At 36.9% G+C, this 21,112-nt stretch carries 22 protein-coding genes; 13 read left to right on the forward strand and 9 right to left on the reverse strand.

Features of this window, described 5'->3' with window-relative positions; translation table 11 throughout:
• Positions 1-47: 47 nt before the first annotated feature.
• Entirely contained in the window at positions 48-278 is a 231-nt protein-coding gene (locus ACN6MX_RS20825) for an excisionase family DNA-binding protein (RefSeq protein WP_090569977.1), read from the reverse strand.
• Between the two features lie 100 nt (positions 279-378).
• Between ACN6MX_RS20825 and ACN6MX_RS20830 the strand changes: the two genes are divergently transcribed.
• Positions 379-1,275, forward strand: a complete 897-nt coding sequence (locus tag ACN6MX_RS20830) for a DMT family transporter (RefSeq protein ID WP_419960627.1) — start codon at positions 379-381, stop codon at positions 1,273-1,275.
• A gap of 164 nt (positions 1,276-1,439) precedes the next feature.
• On the opposite strand, the gene ACN6MX_RS20835 is transcribed toward ACN6MX_RS20830, so the two are convergent.
• The 4 genes from ACN6MX_RS20835 to ACN6MX_RS20850 form a co-directional block, all read right to left on the reverse strand.
• Positions 1,440-2,687: a DUF4153 domain-containing protein gene (locus tag ACN6MX_RS20835; RefSeq protein WP_419960628.1), complete on the reverse strand. Its 1,248-nt coding sequence runs from the start codon at positions 2,685-2,687 to the stop codon at positions 1,440-1,442.
• Between the two features lie 48 nt (positions 2,688-2,735).
• Positions 2,736-2,951, reverse strand: a complete 216-nt coding sequence (locus ACN6MX_RS20840) for a helix-turn-helix domain-containing protein (RefSeq protein ID WP_419960629.1) — start codon at positions 2,949-2,951, stop codon at positions 2,736-2,738.
• An 11-nt stretch (positions 2,952-2,962) separates the two neighbouring features.
• Complete coding sequence (locus tag ACN6MX_RS20845) at positions 2,963-3,445, reverse strand: DUF2975 domain-containing protein (RefSeq protein WP_419960630.1); 483 nt, start codon at positions 3,443-3,445, stop codon at positions 2,963-2,965.
• Positions 3,446-3,765: 320 nt separating this feature from the next.
• Entirely contained in the window at positions 3,766-4,428 is a 663-nt protein-coding gene (locus ACN6MX_RS20850) for a LytR/AlgR family response regulator transcription factor (RefSeq protein ID WP_419962684.1), read from the reverse strand.
• A 201-nt stretch (positions 4,429-4,629) separates the two neighbouring features.
• Here ACN6MX_RS20850 and aceA point away from each other — a divergent pair, with 201 nt between their 5' ends.
• From aceA to ACN6MX_RS20870, 4 genes are all read left to right on the forward strand, one after another.
• The gene (aceA, locus tag ACN6MX_RS20855; RefSeq protein ID WP_419960631.1) at positions 4,630-5,913 is read left to right on the forward strand and encodes an isocitrate lyase; all 1,284 of its coding nucleotides are present in this window, start codon (positions 4,630-4,632) and stop codon (positions 5,911-5,913) included.
• Between the two features lie 31 nt (positions 5,914-5,944).
• Complete coding sequence (gene aceB / locus ACN6MX_RS20860; protein WP_419960632.1) at positions 5,945-7,543, forward strand: malate synthase A; 1,599 nt, start codon at positions 5,945-5,947, stop codon at positions 7,541-7,543.
• Between the two features lie 31 nt (positions 7,544-7,574).
• Positions 7,575-7,697 (forward strand): protein YhfH, encoded by a 123-nt coding sequence (gene yhfH / locus ACN6MX_RS20865; RefSeq protein WP_139185094.1) that lies wholly within the window; start codon positions 7,575-7,577, stop codon positions 7,695-7,697.
• A gap of 151 nt (positions 7,698-7,848) precedes the next feature.
• On the forward strand, positions 7,849-8,142 hold the full coding sequence (locus tag ACN6MX_RS20870; protein ID WP_419960633.1) for an RNA polymerase alpha subunit C-terminal domain-containing protein: 294 nt from the start codon (positions 7,849-7,851) through the stop codon (positions 8,140-8,142).
• 60 nt (positions 8,143-8,202) lie between these two features.
• Here the strand turns inward: ACN6MX_RS20870 and ACN6MX_RS20875 are convergent, their stop codons facing one another.
• Together ACN6MX_RS20875 and ACN6MX_RS20880 are read right to left on the reverse strand one after the other, a co-directional pair.
• A complete protein-coding gene (locus ACN6MX_RS20875; protein ID WP_419960634.1) occupies positions 8,203-8,886 on the reverse strand; it encodes a BsuPI-related putative proteinase inhibitor in 684 nt (227 codons plus the stop codon).
• Between the two features lie 116 nt (positions 8,887-9,002).
• Positions 9,003-9,350, reverse strand: a complete 348-nt coding sequence (locus ACN6MX_RS20880) for an ASCH domain-containing protein (protein WP_211892587.1) — start codon at positions 9,348-9,350, stop codon at positions 9,003-9,005.
• 283 nt (positions 9,351-9,633) lie between these two features.
• Here ACN6MX_RS20880 and ACN6MX_RS20885 point away from each other — a divergent pair, with 283 nt between their 5' ends.
• The 3 genes from ACN6MX_RS20885 to helD all read left to right on the forward strand — a co-directional run bounded on the left by ACN6MX_RS20885 (position 9,634) and on the right by helD (position 15,467).
• Positions 9,634-10,326 (forward strand): response regulator transcription factor, encoded by a 693-nt coding sequence (locus ACN6MX_RS20885; protein WP_419960635.1) that lies wholly within the window; start codon positions 9,634-9,636, stop codon positions 10,324-10,326.
• Between the two features lie 141 nt (positions 10,327-10,467).
• Positions 10,468-12,642 (forward strand): histidine kinase dimerization/phospho-acceptor domain-containing protein, encoded by a 2,175-nt coding sequence (locus ACN6MX_RS20890; RefSeq protein ID WP_419960636.1) that lies wholly within the window; start codon positions 10,468-10,470, stop codon positions 12,640-12,642.
• A gap of 488 nt (positions 12,643-13,130) precedes the next feature.
• Complete coding sequence (gene helD, locus ACN6MX_RS20895) at positions 13,131-15,467, forward strand: RNA polymerase recycling motor HelD (protein WP_419960637.1); 2,337 nt, start codon at positions 13,131-13,133, stop codon at positions 15,465-15,467.
• A 112-nt stretch (positions 15,468-15,579) separates the two neighbouring features.
• Here the strand turns inward: helD and ACN6MX_RS20900 are convergent, their stop codons facing one another.
• Positions 15,580-15,762, reverse strand: coding sequence for a DUF6366 family protein (locus ACN6MX_RS20900; RefSeq protein WP_419960638.1), 183 nt, complete (start codon positions 15,760-15,762; stop codon positions 15,580-15,582).
• Positions 15,763-16,582: 820 nt separating this feature from the next.
• Here ACN6MX_RS20900 and ACN6MX_RS20905 point away from each other — a divergent pair.
• On the forward strand, positions 16,583-17,011 hold the full coding sequence (locus ACN6MX_RS20905) for a DinB family protein (RefSeq protein WP_419960639.1): 429 nt from the start codon (positions 16,583-16,585) through the stop codon (positions 17,009-17,011).
• A gap of 35 nt (positions 17,012-17,046) precedes the next feature.
• Here the strand turns inward: ACN6MX_RS20905 and ACN6MX_RS20910 are convergent, their stop codons facing one another.
• On the reverse strand, positions 17,047-17,370 hold the full coding sequence (locus ACN6MX_RS20910) for a hypothetical protein (protein WP_419960640.1): 324 nt from the start codon (positions 17,368-17,370) through the stop codon (positions 17,047-17,049).
• A 128-nt stretch (positions 17,371-17,498) separates the two neighbouring features.
• Between ACN6MX_RS20910 and ACN6MX_RS20915 the strand changes: the two genes are divergently transcribed.
• From ACN6MX_RS20915 to ACN6MX_RS20930, 4 genes are all read left to right on the forward strand, one after another.
• Positions 17,499-17,666 (forward strand): SDR family oxidoreductase, encoded by a 168-nt coding sequence (locus tag ACN6MX_RS20915; protein ID WP_419960641.1) that lies wholly within the window; start codon positions 17,499-17,501, stop codon positions 17,664-17,666.
• Positions 17,651-18,274, forward strand: a complete 624-nt coding sequence (locus tag ACN6MX_RS20920; RefSeq protein WP_419962685.1) for an NmrA family NAD(P)-binding protein — start codon at positions 17,651-17,653, stop codon at positions 18,272-18,274. The genes ACN6MX_RS20915 and ACN6MX_RS20920 overlap by 16 nt, the downstream gene beginning before the upstream one ends.
• Complete coding sequence (locus ACN6MX_RS20925) at positions 18,222-18,368, forward strand: hypothetical protein (RefSeq protein WP_419960642.1); 147 nt, start codon at positions 18,222-18,224, stop codon at positions 18,366-18,368. Before ACN6MX_RS20920 ends, ACN6MX_RS20925 begins: the two co-directional genes overlap by 53 nt.
• Positions 18,369-18,960: 592 nt before the next feature.
• Positions 18,961-21,033, forward strand: a complete 2,073-nt coding sequence (locus ACN6MX_RS20930) for a methyl-accepting chemotaxis protein (RefSeq protein WP_419960643.1) — start codon at positions 18,961-18,963, stop codon at positions 21,031-21,033.
• Positions 21,034-21,112: the final 79 nt, after the last annotated feature.

The raw sequence follows: 21,112 nt of genomic DNA on the forward strand, positions 1-21,112 counted from the left end.
AACAAAAGGACATTCTCCTCATTCGGAGAACGTCCTTTTCCTTTGTATTAATCTTCGTCTTTTACATCAATATCGTCTGGAATCGGAGTATTTCTCCACTCATCGATTTGTCTTTTCAAGTCCTCGATTTGTTGCAAGTGCGTTTCAAATTGGGCGCTATTTACGTAATACTCTTCTCCATCAAAAATGGCACGAATCTTCTTCTCTGAAATATATCGTTTTACTTGATCAATAGGCATTGATAAATAATTCGCAGTTTCTTCTACTGTCATATACATGTGGAATGCCTCCTATCGTTATTAGTATAAGATACGATTGGCGGTAACTCAATATGTGCTATATTGGAAGTTCGAAAATGTGGGAAGGTAGGGAGAAAACTTGACAGTATTGCCATACATATTTGTACTATTTGGTGCTATTTTGTGGGGAACAACAGGAACTGCACAAACATTTTTACCAGACAGTGCGCACCCATTTATTATTAGTGCAGGACGTTCTGCAAGTGGAGGATTGTTTCTTCTAATTATTCTAGTTTTATTTAAAAAAATACAGTTCCTTTCATGGCCCTGGAAACAAACGCTATACGCCGCTATTTGTATTTCATTGTTTCAGCTCTTATTTTTTTCATCAGTGCGTTTAACGGGGGTAGCGATAGCGAGTGTGGTTGCTATTGGAAGTGCTCCAGTATTTTCAGGTTTGATTGAGTGGATTTTTTTGAAAATGCGTCCTACTAAAATATGGGGTGGTTCCACAGCCTTAGCTATTATTGGTTGTCTATTTTTATTTGTAACAAAAGGTGAAGTCAACATTAATCCATTAGGGATTTTGTACTCATTGGTCGCTGGCCTTATTTTTGCGTTGTATACAATGACGAGCAAATCGTTGTTGCAAAAAGAAGACGCTATATCCGTAGTTGCAATGACCTTCTCGCTTAGCGCATTGTTGTTAACACCTTTCTATTTCATATTTGATGTAAGTTGGTTGAAGGATACTGGAAATGTGGGAATCATTTTTTATTTGGGAATAGCAACTACTAGTATTGCTTATGTGCTATACGGTTGGGGGCTTCGTAAAATCCCTGCTTCCTCTGCACTAACTTTATCGCTCGCGGAGCCTACTACTGCTGCCTTACTTGGTGTAATCGTGGTGGGTGAGATTCTCAGCGCAACATCTTGGGTAGGTATTGGTTTATTGCTTGGGAGCATAGCTATTTTAACGTTTGGGAGTAAATTTAGTAACTTACAGAATGAAAAAGAAGGTAAGTGTCCCATCTAGGTAGAACTAAATAAAACGGCTATGCTAAAGTTAAAGGCTGATTTAAAAATGCACATAAAAATGAGCTTGGAAATGTCTCCAGCTCATTGTTTTTTATGTCCGCTTTTTACTAATGTACCTGTTAGTGGAATAAGAAAGATTGACTTTTCGTTAACAGAGCCTTTCTAATTAAAAACTATAGGAAAAGTAAATATAACGAAAGCTGCCCAAAGTCCGTAGACCGGCAAATACTTAGTAACGGCATCTTGGATAGTTGAAGGTCCGGTTTTGTTTTGTAGAAAACGCATATAGGAAAGCATAATCCAAAATAGATTGACCCAGATAAGTATGTTTACTCCTAAAACAGCAAGTCTATTAGGTGTAATCCCATAAGAAGAAAGTCTGAACATGATGGCTGACAAAGCCACACTGTCAATGATAAGCGCAAGAACAATTAAGGCGAAATTTATATAATCTGAAATGTTCTTTTTCCCGTCTGAGTCTTTCTCGATAATGGAAAATATGGTGACGACCAATACACCAAGAAGTATTCCGTTGAAGGCTATTAGGAAATTGCGGTCCAAGAATGGATTTTTTCCGACCCATATAACCGTTATAAGATAGACCAACAATGTGACCAGAACAAGGGGACTAAAAATTTTAGCTATATACGGTGTAATATTCTTAGCAAGTTTAAGGTTCATTGATACAAGGTATGCAGCAACAATAGCGAGAGCGGCAGCACCAAATAAAACGACATTACTAAAATAGAATTCTTCTATATCCAAGCCTACAAAGCTAAATAACTGCATGGTTAATAATGCTAGTATCATTCCGCTAACTGCCATGCTGGCGTAGAGAATACAATATTCCAAATTAAATTTAATATAGGTTAATCTTGTACTGCCTTTTGAATATTCATTTCCTGTAAATGCAAGACCTACCAGTACCCATAAGAATATGGGAAGGTGTAAATAAGCAAGGATAATACTGTCTTTATAATTTAATGGCAGTATATTAAGATAAAACCCGGAAATTAGGAACAACGCTACAAGGGAATAAATAACACTTTTTTTCGGAGTATTATTGTAGACAAAATAGGCAGCAATAAAGGGAATTATACCAAAAGCCAGGTTAATTGGAGCAATTGCTTCCTGTTCGACAAAATGGAAAATGATCCTGGTGCTTACCCCGGCCAGAATCGCTAAAAAGCCCATGAATAAGAAACCTTTTTGAAGCAAAGAAGATTTTTCTGTACTTGCCGTCTCCTTGAAATTCAATCTTTCATGCCAAACACCAAGAACCTGAGAATCAGGATTTTGTTCCCATGCGTTTGAGAATGATTTTTTAAAAGCTTTCGGATCTTTTCTATACATTCTCTCCAGCTCATGAGGCTTAGCGATATTTTCCATAATCAAATTTTTACTTTCCATAGTTATACCTCCTCTAATCATTTTTATATTAAGTTTCATCCTCAATGTTTAACTATCTTCGTCGCTTTTGTATTCTAAAATATCTCCAGGCTGACATTCTAAAGCCTTACAAATTAACTCTAAAGTAGATAATCGAATTGCTTTTGCCTTTCCATTTTTTAATATAGAAAGATTCGCCATTGTTATTCCAACCTTCTCCGACAGTTTTGTTACGCTCATTTTCCTTTTTGCTAACATCACATCAATATTGATTATAATTGCCATTGTTATTCACCTCAGACCGTAAAATCATTTTCTAGTTTGATATTAATTGCTTCTTGTAAAAGTTTTTGGAGAACAGCCGCAAAGACTGCGATAACCATCGAAGCAAAAGGAACAATCAATCCGACAAAGATAACTCCAGGCGCGTCGTCTACTTCCGCAAAGATATAGAAGAGCGGCAAAACTAGCACATGCAAAACACTGATTGTGATGGCACAGTATTTAATTTTCTTTAAAGCTTTTACAGATAAATCGGAGAAAGCAATATTTTTGTCAATATAGCGCAAGAGTTTGAAAGCCTGATACAAAGCAAAGTAAAAAGGTATTACCGATGCATCAAAAGCGATGAAAACGAGATATTTTATCAAAGTGAACTCTGGAAGCAATTTTGCTGCAAGATTCGCCATCTCAGGCACCAAAAAGATGCACAGAGCAAGAACTGGGACTCCTAAAAGAATAACAGCTATTTTTAAAAACAACGTTGTTACTTTATCCATAAAAAAACACCTCACTTATTTATTCTGATTTTTATTCTATTACATATTTTATTGTTTTGCAATAAATTTTTATTAAATTAAGCAATGTTTTTATTGTATATATTTTAAGTGAAAATAAAAAGCATTCCTCATTCAAAGCCATTTTCATTCTCCAAATCATTAATGATTAATCACCCTTATCCTTTAACAGACCCAATAAAAAAACAAAAAGCTAATTCGAGAAATATCGAAGTAGCCATTAATATAAGCAAGGTAAAATTCATAGCAAAAAAGTTTCACAAACTAAATGGCGAAGGTTCCCCCAAAAAAAGTTCGCTGTATTAAAACCCCAACGCACTACGCACATCAGTCGTATAAGACTGACTAACAGGCAATTCGGTTCCGTCCTGTAACTGTACTAATAAATTGGAAGAAAAATCACGTGCGATTCGGTCGATAAATGAAATATTTACAATATAAGAGCGGTGGATCCGTAAAAAACTATTGGGTAGTCGTAGTTGCAAATCTTTCAGGGGAATACTCGTTTTATACGGCTCTCTATTGGCATAGAACCATGTCTTTTTTTGGAGGCTTTCTATATGAGACACTTTTTCGATTGGAATAGGCTTCCACTCATCCTCTTGCTTCCCGGTCAAAAACTTATATGGAGAAGTAATGGGCACTGCGTGATGGGGAGGGAGTATAACAACTAATGCAGCCTGTTCTCCGTTAATTTCAATCGGATAACCAATTCCGTAATAGGGTACCTGAAATAATGTGTCCACCTGTACAGCCTCTGTTCTACACCCTTTTTTCAGTACCAAATCCGCAATACTATTAGTCTGGATTTTTTGCCCCACTTTTATATGAAGATCATGCCCCTTCGCTAGATAGTAAACATAGTGATCTGCTACTGCTATAGCGATAGAAGCCTCTTTCGGAACCCATTCCTCCATTATTAAACTGTACTGTTTTAGTTGTTCCTTTCTAAAATCCACTAGCATACCCCCGAAATCATAAATTTTGCATTCGTCCTTCAAATTCTTTATTCATCCTCAAAAAATGATCTTTCATCCAAAAACCAATACAAGAAATGTAAATGTGTTATATATTAGATTACAAGAAAAGTAACTGTTATGATACAGTAAAAAAAGTTGTATTTTTAAAACAAAGTTCCTCCACAAAATACTAAGGGGTGTTTGGAAATGTCAAAAAGACAACAACAGGTAGAAGAGCTTTTGCAACAATGGAAAGAAGAAAGTCGTTGGAAGGGGATTGAGCGCCCATATTCAGCAGTGGATGTAGTGAAATTACGAGGATCAGTCATCATTGAACAAACATTAGCGAGTAAAGGAGCAAAACGTTTATGGAGATCGCTTCATCAAGAAGACTTCATCAATGCCCTCGGTGCTTTAACGGGTAATCAGGCTGTACAACAGGTAAAAGCTGGTCTACAAGCAATTTATTTGAGTGGTTGGCAAGTGGCAGCAGATGCAAACCTTTCAGGTCAAATGTATCCGGACCAAAGCTTATACCCAGCTAACAGTGTTCCGTCCGTCGTTAAACGTATTAACCAAGCGTTACAGCGAGCAGATCAAATTGATCAAGCAGAAGGTAGAGAAGATGAGTTTGACTGGTTCGCACCGATCATTGCAGATGCGGAGGCTGGGTTTGGTGGACCATTAAATGTTTTTGAGTTAATGAAAGGTATGATTGAAGCTGGAGCAGCTGGCGTGCATTTAGAAGATCAACTTGCTTCTGAAAAGAAATGTGGTCACCTTGGAGGCAAGGTTCTTCTGCCTACTCAAAATGCTATTCGTAATTTAGTATCCGCTCGACTAGCAGCAGATGTAATGGGTGTACCAACTGTACTCATTGCACGTACGGATGCAGATGCTGCAGATATGGTTACAAGTGATATTGACCCACGTGATGCGGATTTCTTAACAGGTGAAAGAACGCCTGAGGGATTCTTCAAAACAAAACCAGGAATCGGGCAAGCAATCGCACGTGGCTTAGCGTATGCACCATACGCAGATCTAATCTGGTGTGAAACTTCACATCCTAGTTTAGAAGAGGCAAAACAATTCGCAGATGCTATTCACGCAAAATTCCCGGGCAAATTACTAGCTTACAATTGTTCACCATCATTCAACTGGGAAGCAAACCTAGACCAAGAAACAATTGCAAAATATCAAGTAGAGCTAGGGAAAATGGGATATAAATTTCAATTTGTAACACTTGCTGGTTTCCATGCATTAAATCACAGCATGTTTGAACTAGCGCATGACTATAAAACAAATGGCATGGCTGCTTACTCTAAGCTTCAACAAGCAGAATTTGCCAATGAAACAAAAGGGTACACTGCTACTAAACATCAGCGTGAAGTGGGAACTGGATACTTCGATGAAATCTCACAAATTGTTTCAGGAGGAACTTCATCTACTACAGCGATGAAAGGCTCTACGGAAGTTGCACAATTTGCTTAAACCAAACATAGGGATGGGAGGTTAACGATAAATGGAACAAGTAACGACTAAAAAAATTGAAATCGTAGGAAAAGAGGTTATTGGGATTCACGAAATCTTAACGCCAGAAGCTTTAGACTTCGTGGCTTCCCTCCACCATCTCTTTGATGATAGAAGAAAAGAATTACTACAGGCACGGCAAACTCGTCAAGAAAAGCTAGATAACGGTGGAACATTAGACTTTCTACAAGAAACAAAAGAGATTCGGGAAGGGGATTGGACAATTGCTCCAATCCCAGAGGATTTACAGGATCGTCGCGTCGAAATAACTGGTCCAGTTAATCGTAAAATGGTCATCAATGCACTAAATTCAGGTGCAAAGACCTATATGGCTTGTTTTGAAGATGCCACTTCGCCAACTTGGGAAAATATGATTGAAGGTCAACTCAATATGCGTGACGCTGTTCGTAAAACAATCTCTTATACACAGTCTGAAACAGGTAAAGTATATAGCCTGCATGCGGAAACAGCGGTACTAATTGTAAGACCAAGAGGACTCCACCTTTTGGAGAAAAATATAAAAATTGATGGTGAGTCAATCTCAGGTAGTTTCGTCGACTTTGGACTATATTTTTTCCACAATGCAAAAGAGGCAGTCGCTCGAGGAACTGGTCCTTACTTCTATTTGCCAAAGCTAGAAAGTCATTTGGAAGCAAGGTTATGGAATGATATTTTCGTATATGCCCAGCAAAAATTGGAGGTTCCTAACGGGACGATTAAAGCAACTGTTTTAATCGAAACAATTATGGCAGCATTTGAAATGGATGAAATATTATACGAGCTGCGAAATCATTCTGCAGGACTAAACTGTGGACGTTGGGATTATATTTTTAGTTATATTAAACGACTTCGCAATCAATCTCAGGTTATTTTGCCAGATCGTGGTCAAGTGACTATGACGTCACCATTTATGCGTGCTTATTCCCAATTATGTATTCAAACCTGCCATCGACGAAATGCATCTGCCATTGGTGGAATGGCCGCACAAATTCCTATTAAAGGAGATGAAGCAGCCAACGTCGCAGCTTTCTCAAAAGTAAGCGAAGATAAACGAAGGGAAGCAACGGACGGACATGATGGAACATGGGTAGCGCATCCAGGTCTTGTACCCGTCGCTTGGGAGCAATTCCAAGAACATATGCCTACACCAAATCAGATTCACCGTAAGCGTGAGGATGTACATGTAACAGCTGCTGATCTACTAGAAGTACCTAAGGGGACAATTACAGAAGAGGGTCTACGCTTGAACTGTAGCGTAGGGGTCCAATATATAGCATCTTGGCTACGTGGAAATGGAGCAGCCCCGATCAATAACTTAATGGAAGATGCTGCAACAGCAGAGATTTCCCGTACACAAGTATGGCAATGGATTAGACATCCAGAAGGAAAGCTGGAGGATGGCCGTAAAATTACCATACCTTTAGTAGAACAAGTGTTAACAGAGGAATTAGGAAAACTAAAAGCCTCATTTGGAAATGAAGCTTACGGAAGTGGTCGTTATACAGAAGCTGAGGAGCTATTCCTTTCTTTAGTAACAGAAGATGAATTTGTCGAATTTCTAACATTGCCGGGCTACGAAAAGATTAGCTAAAAAACCCATTCCATTCAAGGAGGTGAGTTGCATGAAAACAACTACTCAAGAAGTAAATACAAAGCATTGTCGTGAATGTGGATGTGTTATTAATGAGCAAGTAGAATCATCCCTTTACGAATGCGAACGTTGCATCGGCATGAACGAGGAATAAACTTGAAAACGAAAAAACCAGTGTGAGCTCTTATGTCTCGCTGGTTTTTTTATGCATTTCACTATTATTATTAACTGACACAAAGTATTATTAAGAGAAGTTAATTGGTGCACGAATATCAAGAACTTCGTATGATAGGAGACATGTTAAAATGGCAACTTCCGAAAAACAATTACGGATTTGCAGCAAAGGTCATAAATATTATAAAAGCAGTGACTGTCCAACCTGCCCTATTTGTGAGCAAGAAAACAAACCAGAAAGTGGATTTCTTTCGCTACTCTCTGCACCAGCTAGACGAGCGTTGGAAAATAACGGAGTAACTTCTTTACAGAAGCTCTCGGAATTTAGTGAGAAAGAAATTTTGAAACTTCATGGTATAGGTCCAGCTTCATTACCAAAACTTAGATCTAGTTTAGAAGGTGAGAGTTTGTCCTTCAGAAATTAATATCATCATACAAAATGCACCGCAAAATAGCGGTGCATTTTTACATAATTCCTTAGAATCCTATTCAGCAGGATACGTAGTTTGAACAATTTTTTGACCATTTTCTTCTACATATTCAATGATTAGCTGTGTACCTTCCTCCAATTTTTCAAATTGGGGCATTGCCACCTCAGATAGTTGCATTACTTCTGTACCTCCATCTAAGTTTTTTACTTCAATAGAGTGAGAATCTACTAGACCAGTAAAGGTGACCTCCTGTGTTTGGACGACAAGTTTTCCAGGTGATGTTAATAATTCATACGCTATCTTTTCTTTTTGCTCATTTAATCCTTCTGCCGTTGACCAAACGACCAATGTATAAGATCCCGAGGGAACACCCACAAGTTCTTCTTTAAGATTTAGAGGGAACTTCCATTCTTCACTAGGCTGTAGTTTCTTTTCTTGCATTTCTTGTATAAACAATTTATTGGCTGAATACGTGTAAATAACCGTATTCGCTTTGTTTAATAGCTGGAATTCGATTTGTTGACCGCTCGACATCTCCAAAACAACTTCATCTGATGATTCATTTTTAATCGTAAAAGTTCCTTCTCCATCTGCTGTTAGGTCTAGTCGTGTAGATAAATGTTCCTCTACAGGATCACTTCCTGGTGTGGATTCAGTTTTACTGGATCCACAACTAGCCAATATAAAGAGAGGGATTGCCAATAGTAAAAACCAACTAATTCTTTTACTTCTTCTCATATTGAACACCTCCTGTTTACGAATTAGACCACTTTTTGGATAAAAAGTTTCACTAGATGAGAACAATAATTTTTGCATAAAAAAACTTCCCTGTGTGAAACACAGAAAAGTAATTGTTACGCTTTTACAGGACTAAATTCATGAACCCATACAGTCATATGGGGTAACCATGGCATACCAGGATGGTAAGAAAGAATGGATTGTTTATAATCCTCAACGGATTCAAAACCTTCTTGTTTTGCATGTTCATCCGTCAAATCACCTAGTGTTTGAATATATACACGATCTACAACGAAGGACTGCCCTTGAAGCTCCATAATTTCACCGACATCTGCATAGCGCCCATTACGACGTGTAGCAGTTTTTTTTCCTTGTAATACTAAAGCAACATCTGATTCCATTGTTACTAATCTTTCAACGGAACATGTCTTTGGAGGTAAATTTGTTTCTTCGTGATTTGTCATATACAGTCCACCTTGTTTTAATGATTTTACTACTTCTAACAAGTTTACATGTTAAATGCATTGTAGACTATAGTTAGAAAAGCTCTATTTCTTATTTAATAGGAATAATAGCTGTCTCGTAAGGGTCACCTCTGCGAATAGACTTTTTTCTTAAGAATTTCTTCATATTTTCCCTACTGGAATGTTAAGGAATGAGGGGTACAATAAGTAACATAAGAACGATGAGGAGGGCACCCTAAGTAGGATACATGACCCGAATCGTGTGGGCCTGGGAGGTAAGTAAATGACGCAGTTTACAGTATTAGTAACGGATGATGATCAAGACATTCGAGACGGTATAGAGATCTATTTAAAAAATGAAGGATACCGGGTTTTAAAAGCTGCGGATGGGTTAGAAGCATTGCAGTTAATAGAAGAAAATGAAGTTCACGTCATTGTGTTAGATATTATGATGCCGAAAATGGATGGAATATCCGCAACATTTAAAATTAGAGAGCAAAAAAATATCCCGATTATTATGCTAAGCGCTAAAGCAGAGGATTCCGATAAAATTCATGGACTATCTGTTGGAGCCGATGATTATGTGACGAAGCCTTTTCATCCGATGGAATTGGTGGCACGTGTAAAGTCCCAGTTAAGAAGATATACGAAATTAGGCAATTATCAGGGGAGGCAGCAAGTGATTGAAATCGATGGCCTGATCCTGAACAAAGAAGCGAAGGATCTTTCTGTAGAAGGAGAGTCGGTTAAACTAACGCCGATTGAATTTAAAATTACAGATTTACTGATGACAAATGCAGGACGCGTTTTTTCCATCAATGAAATATACGAACGTGTTTGGAATGAACCGGCCTATAACGCTGAAAATATAGTAGCCGTTCATATCCGGAAAATTCGAGAAAAAATAGAAACAGATCCTAAAAATCCTAGATACCTAAAGGTGGTGTGGGGCGTTGGCTATAAAATCGACAAGTAAAGTGAGTTTTCTTCTATCTATAGCGGCAATTGTCTGTGGAATACTTTGCTTGGTGTATTGTATAACCAATCTAGTGCCCTTAGAAGAAATTAGAGAAAGCTTCGTGGAAATCATCCAAAATATGAAAGGGGGCACAGCAGGTTGAAGCATTCAATAGGAAGAAACATCATACTTAGCGTATTGGCGGTACTCGCAATATGTTCACTATTTACAATAACTGAACAAGGAAGAAAATTTATTGGTACGAACTATTTCGATAGTGATGATTTTAGGTGGCAGTTAACCGAATTTGAGGAATCCATTATTCCTTTAGTTTTAGCAGCACCTGATAAAGAAGAAGTGAAGAAAAAAATTACGGTAACACCGGAGGAAATAGAGGAATACCGCTATCGTTATGGGGACCTGCAAAGCCAATTAAATTCGATTAGAGATCAATATGAAGAAAATACAGTCACATCAGAAACAGGAGAGACTACAACAGAAGCGGGAACGATATCAGAAGAGAATACAACAGCGAAGGTATCGCTTGCAGAACGTGACAAAAAGCTAGAAGACATCACAAAAAATTTCACAGATGATAGCTACGTAGAGAAAAAGATTCGAGCCGAAAAAGAAGCACAAGTAGATAGCTATTACAAATCGATCGAACTAGCAAAAAATGATTTGTTGAACCAAAAAGACGACTTTGTGTATGACTTAACGAATGTCGAAACAAAAGAGCGCTTTACAAATGGGGAAATGAGTTCGAAAAACGCATTTAATAAAGAATACTCTAGTAAATACGGCTACTTAAAAGAGCGCACAATATTTCAACAGGTAGATCATAGTTGGATAGTCAGTGATGCAATGGGTAACCCATTTGCACGTTTTGAAGGGACAATTGCTATTCCAGAATCTAGTATTTTAAGCGGAAACCGAGCTAATGAATATAAATACTTTTTAACAAGCCAACGTAAGTTTTATGGAATACTTGTAGTGGGAATTTTAGCCGCAGTTGCATTTACTTTATTGTGGAGAAAAAATAGTGGAACTTTTCGACATGAAAGAAGTGAAGAAAAGTATCGGAAGCTACCGATTGATGTAAAATTAGCATTCTTACTTATTAGTATTTTGTTAGTTGTTATTACTACCGTATCTCTAGTAGGGTTTGTAATATATAGTGATTATGACATGCAAGTAGTTACATTAGTTTTTGCAGTTATTTTTACAGCGTTAACACTGTATCAATGGAAGTGGATGCTTGCTGGACTTGGTACAATCGACTGGAAGGGTAGTCTTGTTTATAGCTGGGGAAAATCATTAGAAGGATTTTTCTTGAAACAATCTATTGGAATTCAGACACTAATCATGCTTTCGGTCATATTCTTCTGGGGATTTGGAACAATGATGGTATTCTTGCAACCTGCGATGATAATCGTTTGGATTCCTGCAACTATTTTGATAGGCATTCCAGTACTTGTGTTTTTATTGTCTAGAATGTCTTATCTTAACCGAATCATTATGAAAACGGAAGAAATGGCAAGAGGCGTAATTGGCAATGAAATCGAAGTGAGAGGGAGGTCACCAATTGCTGAGCATGCGGCTAACTTAAACGGACTTCGTGATAGGATTAAATCATCCCATTCCGAACAAGCAAAAAGTGAACGCTTGAAAACGGAGCTCATTACAAACGTTAGTCATGATTTACGTACACCATTAACATCGATTATTACGTACACAGATTTATTAAAAAAACCAAACATTACAGATGAAGAGCGAACATCTTATATTGCAATTTTGGATAAAAAGTCGATGCGCTTGAAAACGTTAATCGAAGACTTGTTTGAAGTATCTAAAATGGCGACCGGAAATATGGAATTAGATAAACGTAAAGTGGATTTAACTCAACTACTGCAACAAGCAATCGCTGAGCACCAGGAAGATATTGATAAATCGGGGCTAGAGTATCGTGTAACTATTGGTACAAAACCAATTATGTCCTATGTAGATGGGCAAAAGTGGTGGAGAGTTCTTGATAACCTAATCATCAATACACTAAAATATGCCCTACCCAATACTCGCGTATATATCAATTTGGAGCAAGTTAATGGGGAAGCCATTTTCGTCATCAAAAATATAGCTAAGTATGAACTAGGAAACGATGTAAATGAATTGACGGAGCGTTTTAAACGCGCAGACACCTCTCGTCATACAGAAGGTTCTGGGCTTGGCCTCGCCATCGCACAATCCATAGTAGATTTACACGGAGGCAGCTTACGAATGGAAGTAGACGGAGATTTGTTCAAAGTAACCGTGAAAATTGCAGTAATAGTATAAACAAAGTGGGAAATCCTAGTGGATAAAGGGTTTCGTTACCTGTCACATGAAATATTATTTGATATATAAATCAAAAAGCACCCCATTTTAGGGTGCTTTTTGTTTCTTAAAATAGCCTAGTTCGTTATGAACTAGGCTATTTCTGCATTATTTTTAATTGATCATTAAAGTAAAGCATGAGTTAGTTGAATAAGATATAGAGCTAGAAAAACTTATGGTTTATATTAAGTAGTAAAATCGCAATGAAAAAACACCCTCTTATCTAGCGGGTGTGTGTTTCTTACATTCAAATGGTATATGTTTGACAAATAAGCATTAAAAATCCATAGACATAAAAAATCTGTCTAATACATTGAAAAAGATGAGTACTTATGGTAAATTTATATAGATATACGCTAAAGAATATTAGTGTGCATTATATTCCTATTTTAAATTATATACCATATTTTTTCGTTTGTCAAATCCAATCTTTTTAAGGGGTGTTTGCTATGGATTTAGAATTTCAGCAGGAGCAAAAACGAGTGGATAGTGTAGTTGAGACAATAACGGAGCAAATCAGCAAATTAGAGGAAGAAACTTCTCGGAGTCGAAACGAACTGGTTAATATACGCAAAAACTTTTGGGATGAAGTCAAGGTGAATGTTGATACCTTTGACGATTATCTTGAGACCATCATTGGTTTAAGACAAGAGACACAAGCCCTATCAGTTATCCAAAGCACTAATAGACATGTATCTAAGAAATTATCCAAGCTTCAACGTATGCGGGAGATTCCCTACTTCGGCAGAATCGATTTCATGGAAGATGGAGATTCAACACAGGAACAAATTTATATTGGAATCTCCACACTAAGGGATGCAAGTGGGGAAGAATTTCTTATTTATGACTGGAGGGCACCTGTCTCAAGTGTCTACTATGAGTATCAGACTGGACCGGCCAAGTATGCAACACCTGGTGGCGAAATCAAAGGCATATTAATGAAAAAAGGGCAATATCTTATTCGTGGTGGTATTCTCCAATCCATGTTCGATACGAGTGTCACCATTGGAGATGAAATTTTACAACAGGTACTGGGAAAAGGCACAGACAAACATATGCACAATATAGTAGCTACCATACAGCAGGAGCAAAACCGAATCATCCGTCATGATCGTGGAAGACTGCTCGTCGTACACGGTGCGGCGGGTAGTGGAAAGACATCAGCTGCCCTGCAGCGGATTGCTTTTTTACTTTACAAATATCGAGAAAGTATGACTGCTGATCAAATTATTCTATTTTCACCTAATTCGATGTTTAACAGTTATGTGTCCAATGTGCTGCCAGAACTTGGAGAAGAGAATATGCAACAGGTCACATTTCAAGAATACTTAATCCATCGGCTAAGTGAAGAGTTTCGAGTTGAAAATCCCTACGAGCAATTGGAATATGTTTTAACTGCTACGAATACTCCTTGCTATAAGTCAAGAGTAGCGAGCATTCGATTCAAAGCATCACCTCTTTTTTTCGAAGCCATCGAATCATATAGGAAGTCGTTAGAGGTGTCTGGAATGTTATTCAAGGATATGATTTTCAGGGGAAAGCCGATTGTTACCGCCGGGCAAATTGCAGAATGGTTTTATAGTAACGACACATCACTCCGCTTTCATAATAGACTTGAAAAGTTAAAGGATTGGCTAATGAAGAAAATAAATGAAACTCAAAAGTCTGAAATGGCTAAGCCGTGGGTACAGGAGACAATCGAGCTGCTTAGTAACGAGGATTATAATAAGGCCCAGATTTACTTAGCGAAAAAACAAGGCTATGAAAGAGAGGCCATTACAGATTATGAGGTCGAGCCTGAAGCACTTGCCCGATTGATTGTTCAACAGAAATTGAAACCTTTACGTAAACGAGTCAGAAAATTTGACTTCATCGATATTAAGGGGATATATGAACAGCTTTTTGCGGAACCCCTGCAAATCAAGCAATGGATAGAGGGGGAAACACCAGCGGAGTGGGTGGAGATTTGCCAAGCGACGTTGGAAATGCTACATGAACGCAAACTATCTTATGAAGATGCAACACCTTTCTTACTTATGAAAGAACTCATTCAAGGCTTTCAGACGAACAGCTCTATAAAGCATATACTTGTTGACGAGGCGCAGGATTATTCACCATTTCAATTCGAGTTTCTGAAGCGTTTATTTCCTTCGGCAAAAATGACTGTGCTAGGTGACTTTAATCAGGCGATATTCGCTCATGCAAGCGAAAAGGATAACTTTGACACGCTTATGAGCTTATACGGGCAGGTTGAAACGGAAGTGATTAACATGACACGCAGCTACCGATCCACAAAGCCGATTATCGAGTTTACACGAAAACTAGTACCTAACGGGGAACGGATTATCCCATTCGAACGCGAAGGCGAGCAACCAGTGCTGACACAATTGCTCAATCACACAGAACTGCACCAAAGCATCGCATCTAAAGTAGCAATTTTGCGAAGTCTTCGTTATAACAGTATTGCTATAATTTGTAAATCAGCTGAGGAGAGTAAGAGTGCATACGAATCCTTGTCCCACATTGATGATATTAAGCTCGTGAAGAACGGCTCGATTGAATATGAACAAGGAGTTGTTGTCATACCGTCATATTTGTCCAAAGGCATCGAATTCGATGCTGTCATCATTTATAATGCATCAGAGCAAGTATACGGCGATGAGAGCCTTCGTAGAGTATTCTACACTTCGTGTACTAGAGCTATGCATTATTTGCAACTTTATAGTGTAGGTGAACCGACCCCATTATTGGGAAACGTCTTGCAGGAAAGTTTCATCCAAAACTGACATAGTTGAACGATAAACAAATGGTCAATTATCTATTTAAGAATAATATTTATCAGCTGGAAATATGTAAGCTTTTACTCACTGCTTACATATTTTCCGGCTTTTAATAAGATTAATTTGAGCAAGACCTTATCAGCAGAAGAATTACTACAACTATTACAACTGAACCAATATTGACTAAACATCCACTACTGGGTGCTCCTATATGGGCTTGAGCCCAGGTGTTATTTAAAGCACCACCAGGGTTTTTCCTTTGTTCTTTAGTTTTTAATCTTTCTCTTGATTCCTCAGACATTATAAGTCTCCTTTTTTTATTCAACTAACTATTATTTATTGAAAAAGCGTCTCTACTTATTGTAGAAACACTACCCGTTCGTTGAACAAGACAATATAACTTCTCTAAATTCTCAAATCCCCAATCTTTTCACAAAGTTTTTTAGCTTTTTTAGACAATAAAATCTCCTGATGCACATATTTCATCATTTTAGACCTAATAATTTCATCAATACAGTAGAACAAACTTGAAGATAGAATAGAGATAATGAAATAAAAATTATAAAATAAACTACTGAAGTCAGAAAGTAATAAATCCCTTTCCCATTTTAAAAATAAGATTGGGATCACAACAAACAAAGTAGCAAAGAATAAGTGAATTAATAATGCCAAACTACCTCTAAGGAATGCTCTTGCTTTTTTTGTAACGAAATCAGAGAGGATAGATACTGGTACACCATAAATCAAAAGAATTGGAAATAGATACATACCTATTATAATTGCAAAAGCAGTCTCTCCTAGGAGAGAAAAGGTTACTATAACCAATACACAAGCCATTACCGCAGAAACAAGCTTTCTAATAACTAGTAATTTTATATTAGTACCCCCTAAAAAGTTTTATTTATAGGTATTCTCTAAGGACTTAAGCTATTCCTTCTTAAACTGACCAGCTTAGCTTGTTCAATAAGAAAAAAGAGCTGCCTAAGAAACCAATGTTCTTTAACTCACACTCCATATAACGACTTTTTTAAAGCTGATACCTGAGACGTCGCAATCCATTATATGGTATATTTTGGAGAAGTACTAATCTACTATTTAAAATGAAGAATGGGGATGAAAAAATGGAAACGTTGAATCAATTTAGTTTTGCGCGAATTTATACATTGGGGAGAATTAAACAGGTAAATGATTTCGCGTGGGATACCCAACCACCTAGCTTCAATAACACAATACGTTGGAATGTAGGCCATGTTTATGTGAACGCTGAGATACTAGCGCAAAAGGCAATTCCTACCTATGAAATTATACATCCGGAATGGGTACCACTATTTGTTCCTGGAACAAAACCAAGTGATTGGGACGTGGAGCCACCAACTCCAGGTGAATTAGTCATTGCTTTAAAGGAACAAACGGAGCGAATGAAAGCAGTGCTAGCCAACAATCTATCTAATGTTCTAATGGAGTCCATGTCCATAGGGAACCTACATGAAATGAATACAGTCGAGGCACTAGTAGGCGGAATAGTAGAAGAAGAAAATAGCATTAGTTAATAGCCCCTGCAAATGACGGTTTGTAGGGTCTGTTTTTATTTTAATAGCTTAGTAAACGTTTCAATCATCAGATCATTTGATGGAATATCTCCACTTTTTACATATTTAGTCGACATTCCAAATAAGCTCCAGCTAATAATAATACTGTGTAATTCTACTTTTTCATACGGCCACTCTGGGAATTTTTGTTTTAATAAATCTCGAAATCCTCTACCAAGCTCTTCTTTGACAATTGTTTCAATTTTTGGTGTGAACGCTTCATAGCTACGTGAACATTGATTTGCTAAACCATTTTGAAAGGACAATAAGCTAAAGAAAATATCATTTAAACCAGCTGAAATCCATCTACCGACTGTCAACTTAATGCTTGACCAAGTGATAGCATGGAGCGGTGTATTAAAAACTTTAAGATAATAGTTTTTCTGATTATCAAGGCATTCATAGCAGTAGAAACAAAATAATATAAAGTACTTGGAGGAATATAGAAGTGAAAATTTTAGTAACAGGTGCAGCCGGAAATCTAGGCTCAAATATTATTGAAAATTTAGTAAAGAAAGTACCAATTTCTAATATCATCGCAGGTGTACGTGATCCACATTCAGAGAAACAGAGAAGGCAAAAAGCTATGAAGCACAAGGTATTGAAGTTCGCTTAACCGACTTTGAGAATAAAGAATCATTAGTTGAAGCTTTCAACGGTGTGAATCGCGTCTTCAATATTTCAACATTTGGTGATGTGGAAACATCCATTCGTCAACAAACAAATACGGTAGAAGCTGCAAAAGAGAATGGCGTTTTACAAATGATTTACTCGAGTGCGCTACGTGCGGATGTTAGTGACTTTGTATTGGCTGGTATTCACCGTGAACGTGAAAATATCATTAAAGAATTAGGTATTCCATTTGTATTTGTGCGTAACAACTGGTACGTTGAAAACGAATTAGGTACAATCCAACAATGCTTAAATGGTATACCGTGGGTTACATCTGCAGGAGAAGGAAAAGTAGCTTGGGTGTACCGTCCAGATTTAGGTGAAGCGACTGCCAATATTTTAGCAGGTGAAGGACATGATAATAAAGCATACGAATTAGCTGGTGAAAACTTAACACAACAACAATTCGTAGATGCTGTTAATGAGGTTACAGGCAAGGAAATTTCTTTATTAGCTGTAGATTCTAAAAGCACATGCAAAAATGCTAAAGGAGGCTGGCGTGCCAGTAGAATTTGTATCATTGACAGTAATGATTCAAAAAGGAATCCGTGAAGGTGGATTAGAAGCATCTCATTCTGATTTAGAAATGCTTCTAGGTCGCAAGCCAACGACTGTAAAAGAAGCATTGCAAATAATATTAAAATAATAATGAAAGCCGCTGTAGGATACAGTGGCTTTTTTAATGCGTGTAATAAGTACTGATATAAGGAACTTTCATCTCACCCATTTTGACAAATCTTCCTCATTAAAAATTTATTTTTAAATGCCCATCTAAGAAGAAGAATATACTCCGATAATAAAAAAGGAATAAGTTGTAATGTAATAAAGTTGGGGGTAAATAAATGGATTCCGTAAAAAAGAAAAATCTAGAAGAAGTATAAATTGAAATACTTTCTAGAGAACTAATCCAAGATCGAAAAAAATAATGATAATAAAACAGTATTAAAAAACTATAAGCAAGGTAAATTACATTGCATTTTTTGATAGTTTATCAATTTCTCTTCGATCTAATGCGATTAAATTGCTAGAATAGGCAATGCGGTTAAAAGGTAAATTCCGGAGCTAAAATTTTTATGCGTTAGCGGTGGGACAACAAAGAATGGTTTCGGAGACTATACGAGCAGGTTATAAATTGAATTTGTTGTAAAACTTTTTTCGAGAATAGAGTAGAGGAAGTGTTACACAAAGCCTTTTAAAAGATACCAGCTCTACTATGCACGATAGGAAGGAATGTATGAATGATGAAAAAAAATAATGAAACGAAGTTAAATTTGTTTTCTTGGATAAGAAATAGTATTTCAACAAAAGTAGCTTTTGCTCTTTTTATAGCTATTATAATTGTATTTTCAATTACAGGATTTCTGATTAACTCTTATACGAAATCAATATTAGTTCAAAGTGTAGAAGAAAACGTATCGACGAAAAGTGACGCAATTGCTGATCAAGTTAATAATATGTTTGCAGAAAAAGGAACAATTGTAAGACAAATTGCCACAAATCAGGAAATACTAAAATACTTGAATACCGCTGGATCAAGGGATGAAGCAACGACAAATTCGTATTATGATGGGGTTTTAAAATCACTGGATGAGACTGTTAAAACAGATGATACTATTGCGATGGCTTGGATTGCCAGCAATAAGTCCAATTTTCTAGTTGGAAGTAATAACGTAGTATCGGATCCAAGCTTCGATATAAAAGGCAGACCTTGGTATGAACAAGCCTTAGAAGAAGATGACATATATTTTACTGAGCCATATATGGATGAAGTATTTGGGAAAATGATTTTAAGTGCTATGAAACCAATTAAAGAGGGCGGAAATACGATTGGTATCGTTGCGATAGACATATTTTTAGACGAATTACCGCAATTAATGCAATCTTATAAGATGGGGGAAAATGGATATTCATTTTTACTCTCCAACGATGGAACCATACTATATCATCCAAACAGTGAGTTAATACTGGAACAAAAACTTCAATCACTTTCTGGTGAGATAGGAAATGTGGGCAAGAAAATGGTTGGGGGTGAAAAAGGGCTTAGATTAACGCAAGTAAATAATGGCTTAGAATATATCGGGTATTCACCAGTTTCAACAACTAATTGGTCAGTTGGAACATCTATAACACAAGAGGAAGCATTAAGTAGTCTTAACACTTTTACATTCATGATGAGTTTATATTTTGGTATTGCTTGTTTCATCCTTATTGTCTTAGTATTCTTCCTGTTAAAACGTATGTTAAGAGAAATTCCTCATGTTACAAATGTAATGGAGCAATTAGCTTTAGGTAATTTAAGTAAGGAAGAATTAAAATCAAAATCTAAAGATGAAATAGGTAAATTAGTAACGTCTACAAACCAATTGAATCAGAACTTGCGAGATATAATAAGTCAAATCAATATAGTTTCTGAATCAGTAAGTAGTCAAAGTGAAGAATTGACTCAATCCGCAAATGAAGTAAAAACGGGATCAGAACAAGTAGCATCTACTATGCAAGAGTTAGCAGCTGGTTCTGAAACTCAAGCCAATAATGCGAGTGATTTATCATCTGGTATGAATAATTTTGCTGATAAAGTTCAAGAAGCAAATGAAAATGGTTACCGCATAGAAGCAAATTCAAAAGTTGTTTTAAACATGACTAAAGATGGAACTGAGTTAATGAAAAATTCAATCGTTCAGATGGAAAAAGTTGATAATATTGTGCGCGATTCAGTCAATAAGGTTAAAGGGCTAGACCAGCAATCACAAGAAATTTCAAATTTAGTAACCGTGATTAAGGACGTTTCTGACCAAACTAATCTTCTAGCATTAAATGCTGCAATCGAAGCTGCAAGGGCTGGAGAGCATGGAAAAGGATTCGCGGTAGTAGCAGATGAAGTAAGAAAACTTGCTGAACAAGTATCTGATTCTGTAACGAATATAACTGGTATAGTAGGTAACATTCAAAAAGAAGCGGGTCTTGTATCGGAATCGCTACAAGGTGGATATAAGGAAGTTGAACAAGGAAAAGCGCAGATAGAATCAACTGGCAAGACTTTCCGTAAAATTAGTGACGCTGTAACAGAAATGGTCGATAGTATTACAACTATTGCTGAAAACTTAGTTGAAATTACAGCAAATGCACAGCAGATGAATGGAGCAATTCAAGAAATTGCTTCTGTTTCTGAAGAATCAGCAGCTGGTGTTGAACAAACATCTGCATCTTCTCAACAAATAAGCAGCATTATGGAAGAAGTAGCTGGGAGCTCGGTTCAACTAGCCGAATTAGCTGAAGAACTAAATGAGTTAGTAAGACATTTTAAGTTATAAATAATTAGGTTTACAGGTAGGTTAATAACATTAACTCAATCTTTATTCCAAAAAGCCCTTACAGGTACGAAGAAAAATC

This window comes from Psychrobacillus sp. BM2 (assembly GCF_048572895.1).
GTDB lineage: Bacteria > Bacillota > Bacilli > Bacillales_A > Planococcaceae > Psychrobacillus.

Coding starts and splice junctions, on each gene's coding strand:
- ACN6MX_RS20845 (WP_419960630.1), bottom strand. CDS start 3,445: ATGGATAAAGTAACAACGTTGTTTTTAAAAATAGCTGTTATTCTTTTA.
- ACN6MX_RS20835 (WP_419960628.1), bottom strand. CDS start 2,687: ATGGAAAGTAAAAATTTGATTATGGAAAATATCGCTAAGCCTCATGAG.
- ACN6MX_RS20870 (WP_419960633.1), top strand. CDS start 7,849: ATGGCAACTTCCGAAAAACAATTACGGATTTGCAGCAAAGGTCATAAA.
- helD (WP_419960637.1), top strand. CDS start 13,131: ATGGATTTAGAATTTCAGCAGGAGCAAAAACGAGTGGATAGTGTAGTT.
- aceB (WP_419960632.1), top strand. CDS start 5,945: ATGGAACAAGTAACGACTAAAAAAATTGAAATCGTAGGAAAAGAGGTT.
- ACN6MX_RS20880 (WP_211892587.1), bottom strand. CDS start 9,350: ATGACAAATCACGAAGAAACAAATTTACCTCCAAAGACATGTTCCGTT.
- ACN6MX_RS20875 (WP_419960634.1), bottom strand. CDS start 8,886: ATGAGAAGAAGTAAAAGAATTAGTTGGTTTTTACTATTGGCAATCCCT.
- ACN6MX_RS20850 (WP_419962684.1), bottom strand. CDS start 4,428: ATGCTAGTGGATTTTAGAAAGGAACAACTAAAACAGTACAGTTTAATA.
- yhfH (WP_139185094.1), top strand. CDS start 7,575: ATGAAAACAACTACTCAAGAAGTAAATACAAAGCATTGTCGTGAATGT.
- ACN6MX_RS20885 (WP_419960635.1), top strand. CDS start 9,634: ATGACGCAGTTTACAGTATTAGTAACGGATGATGATCAAGACATTCGA.
- ACN6MX_RS20900 (WP_419960638.1), bottom strand. CDS start 15,762: ATGTCTGAGGAATCAAGAGAAAGATTAAAAACTAAAGAACAAAGGAAA.
- ACN6MX_RS20840 (WP_419960629.1), bottom strand. CDS start 2,951: ATGGCAATTATAATCAATATTGATGTGATGTTAGCAAAAAGGAAAATG.
- ACN6MX_RS20930 (WP_419960643.1), top strand. CDS start 18,961: ATGATGAAAAAAAATAATGAAACGAAGTTAAATTTGTTTTCTTGGATA.
- ACN6MX_RS20905 (WP_419960639.1), top strand. CDS start 16,583: ATGGAAACGTTGAATCAATTTAGTTTTGCGCGAATTTATACATTGGGG.
- aceA (WP_419960631.1), top strand. CDS start 4,630: ATGTCAAAAAGACAACAACAGGTAGAAGAGCTTTTGCAACAATGGAAA.
- ACN6MX_RS20825 (WP_090569977.1), bottom strand. CDS start 278: ATGTATATGACAGTAGAAGAAACTGCGAATTATTTATCAATGCCTATT.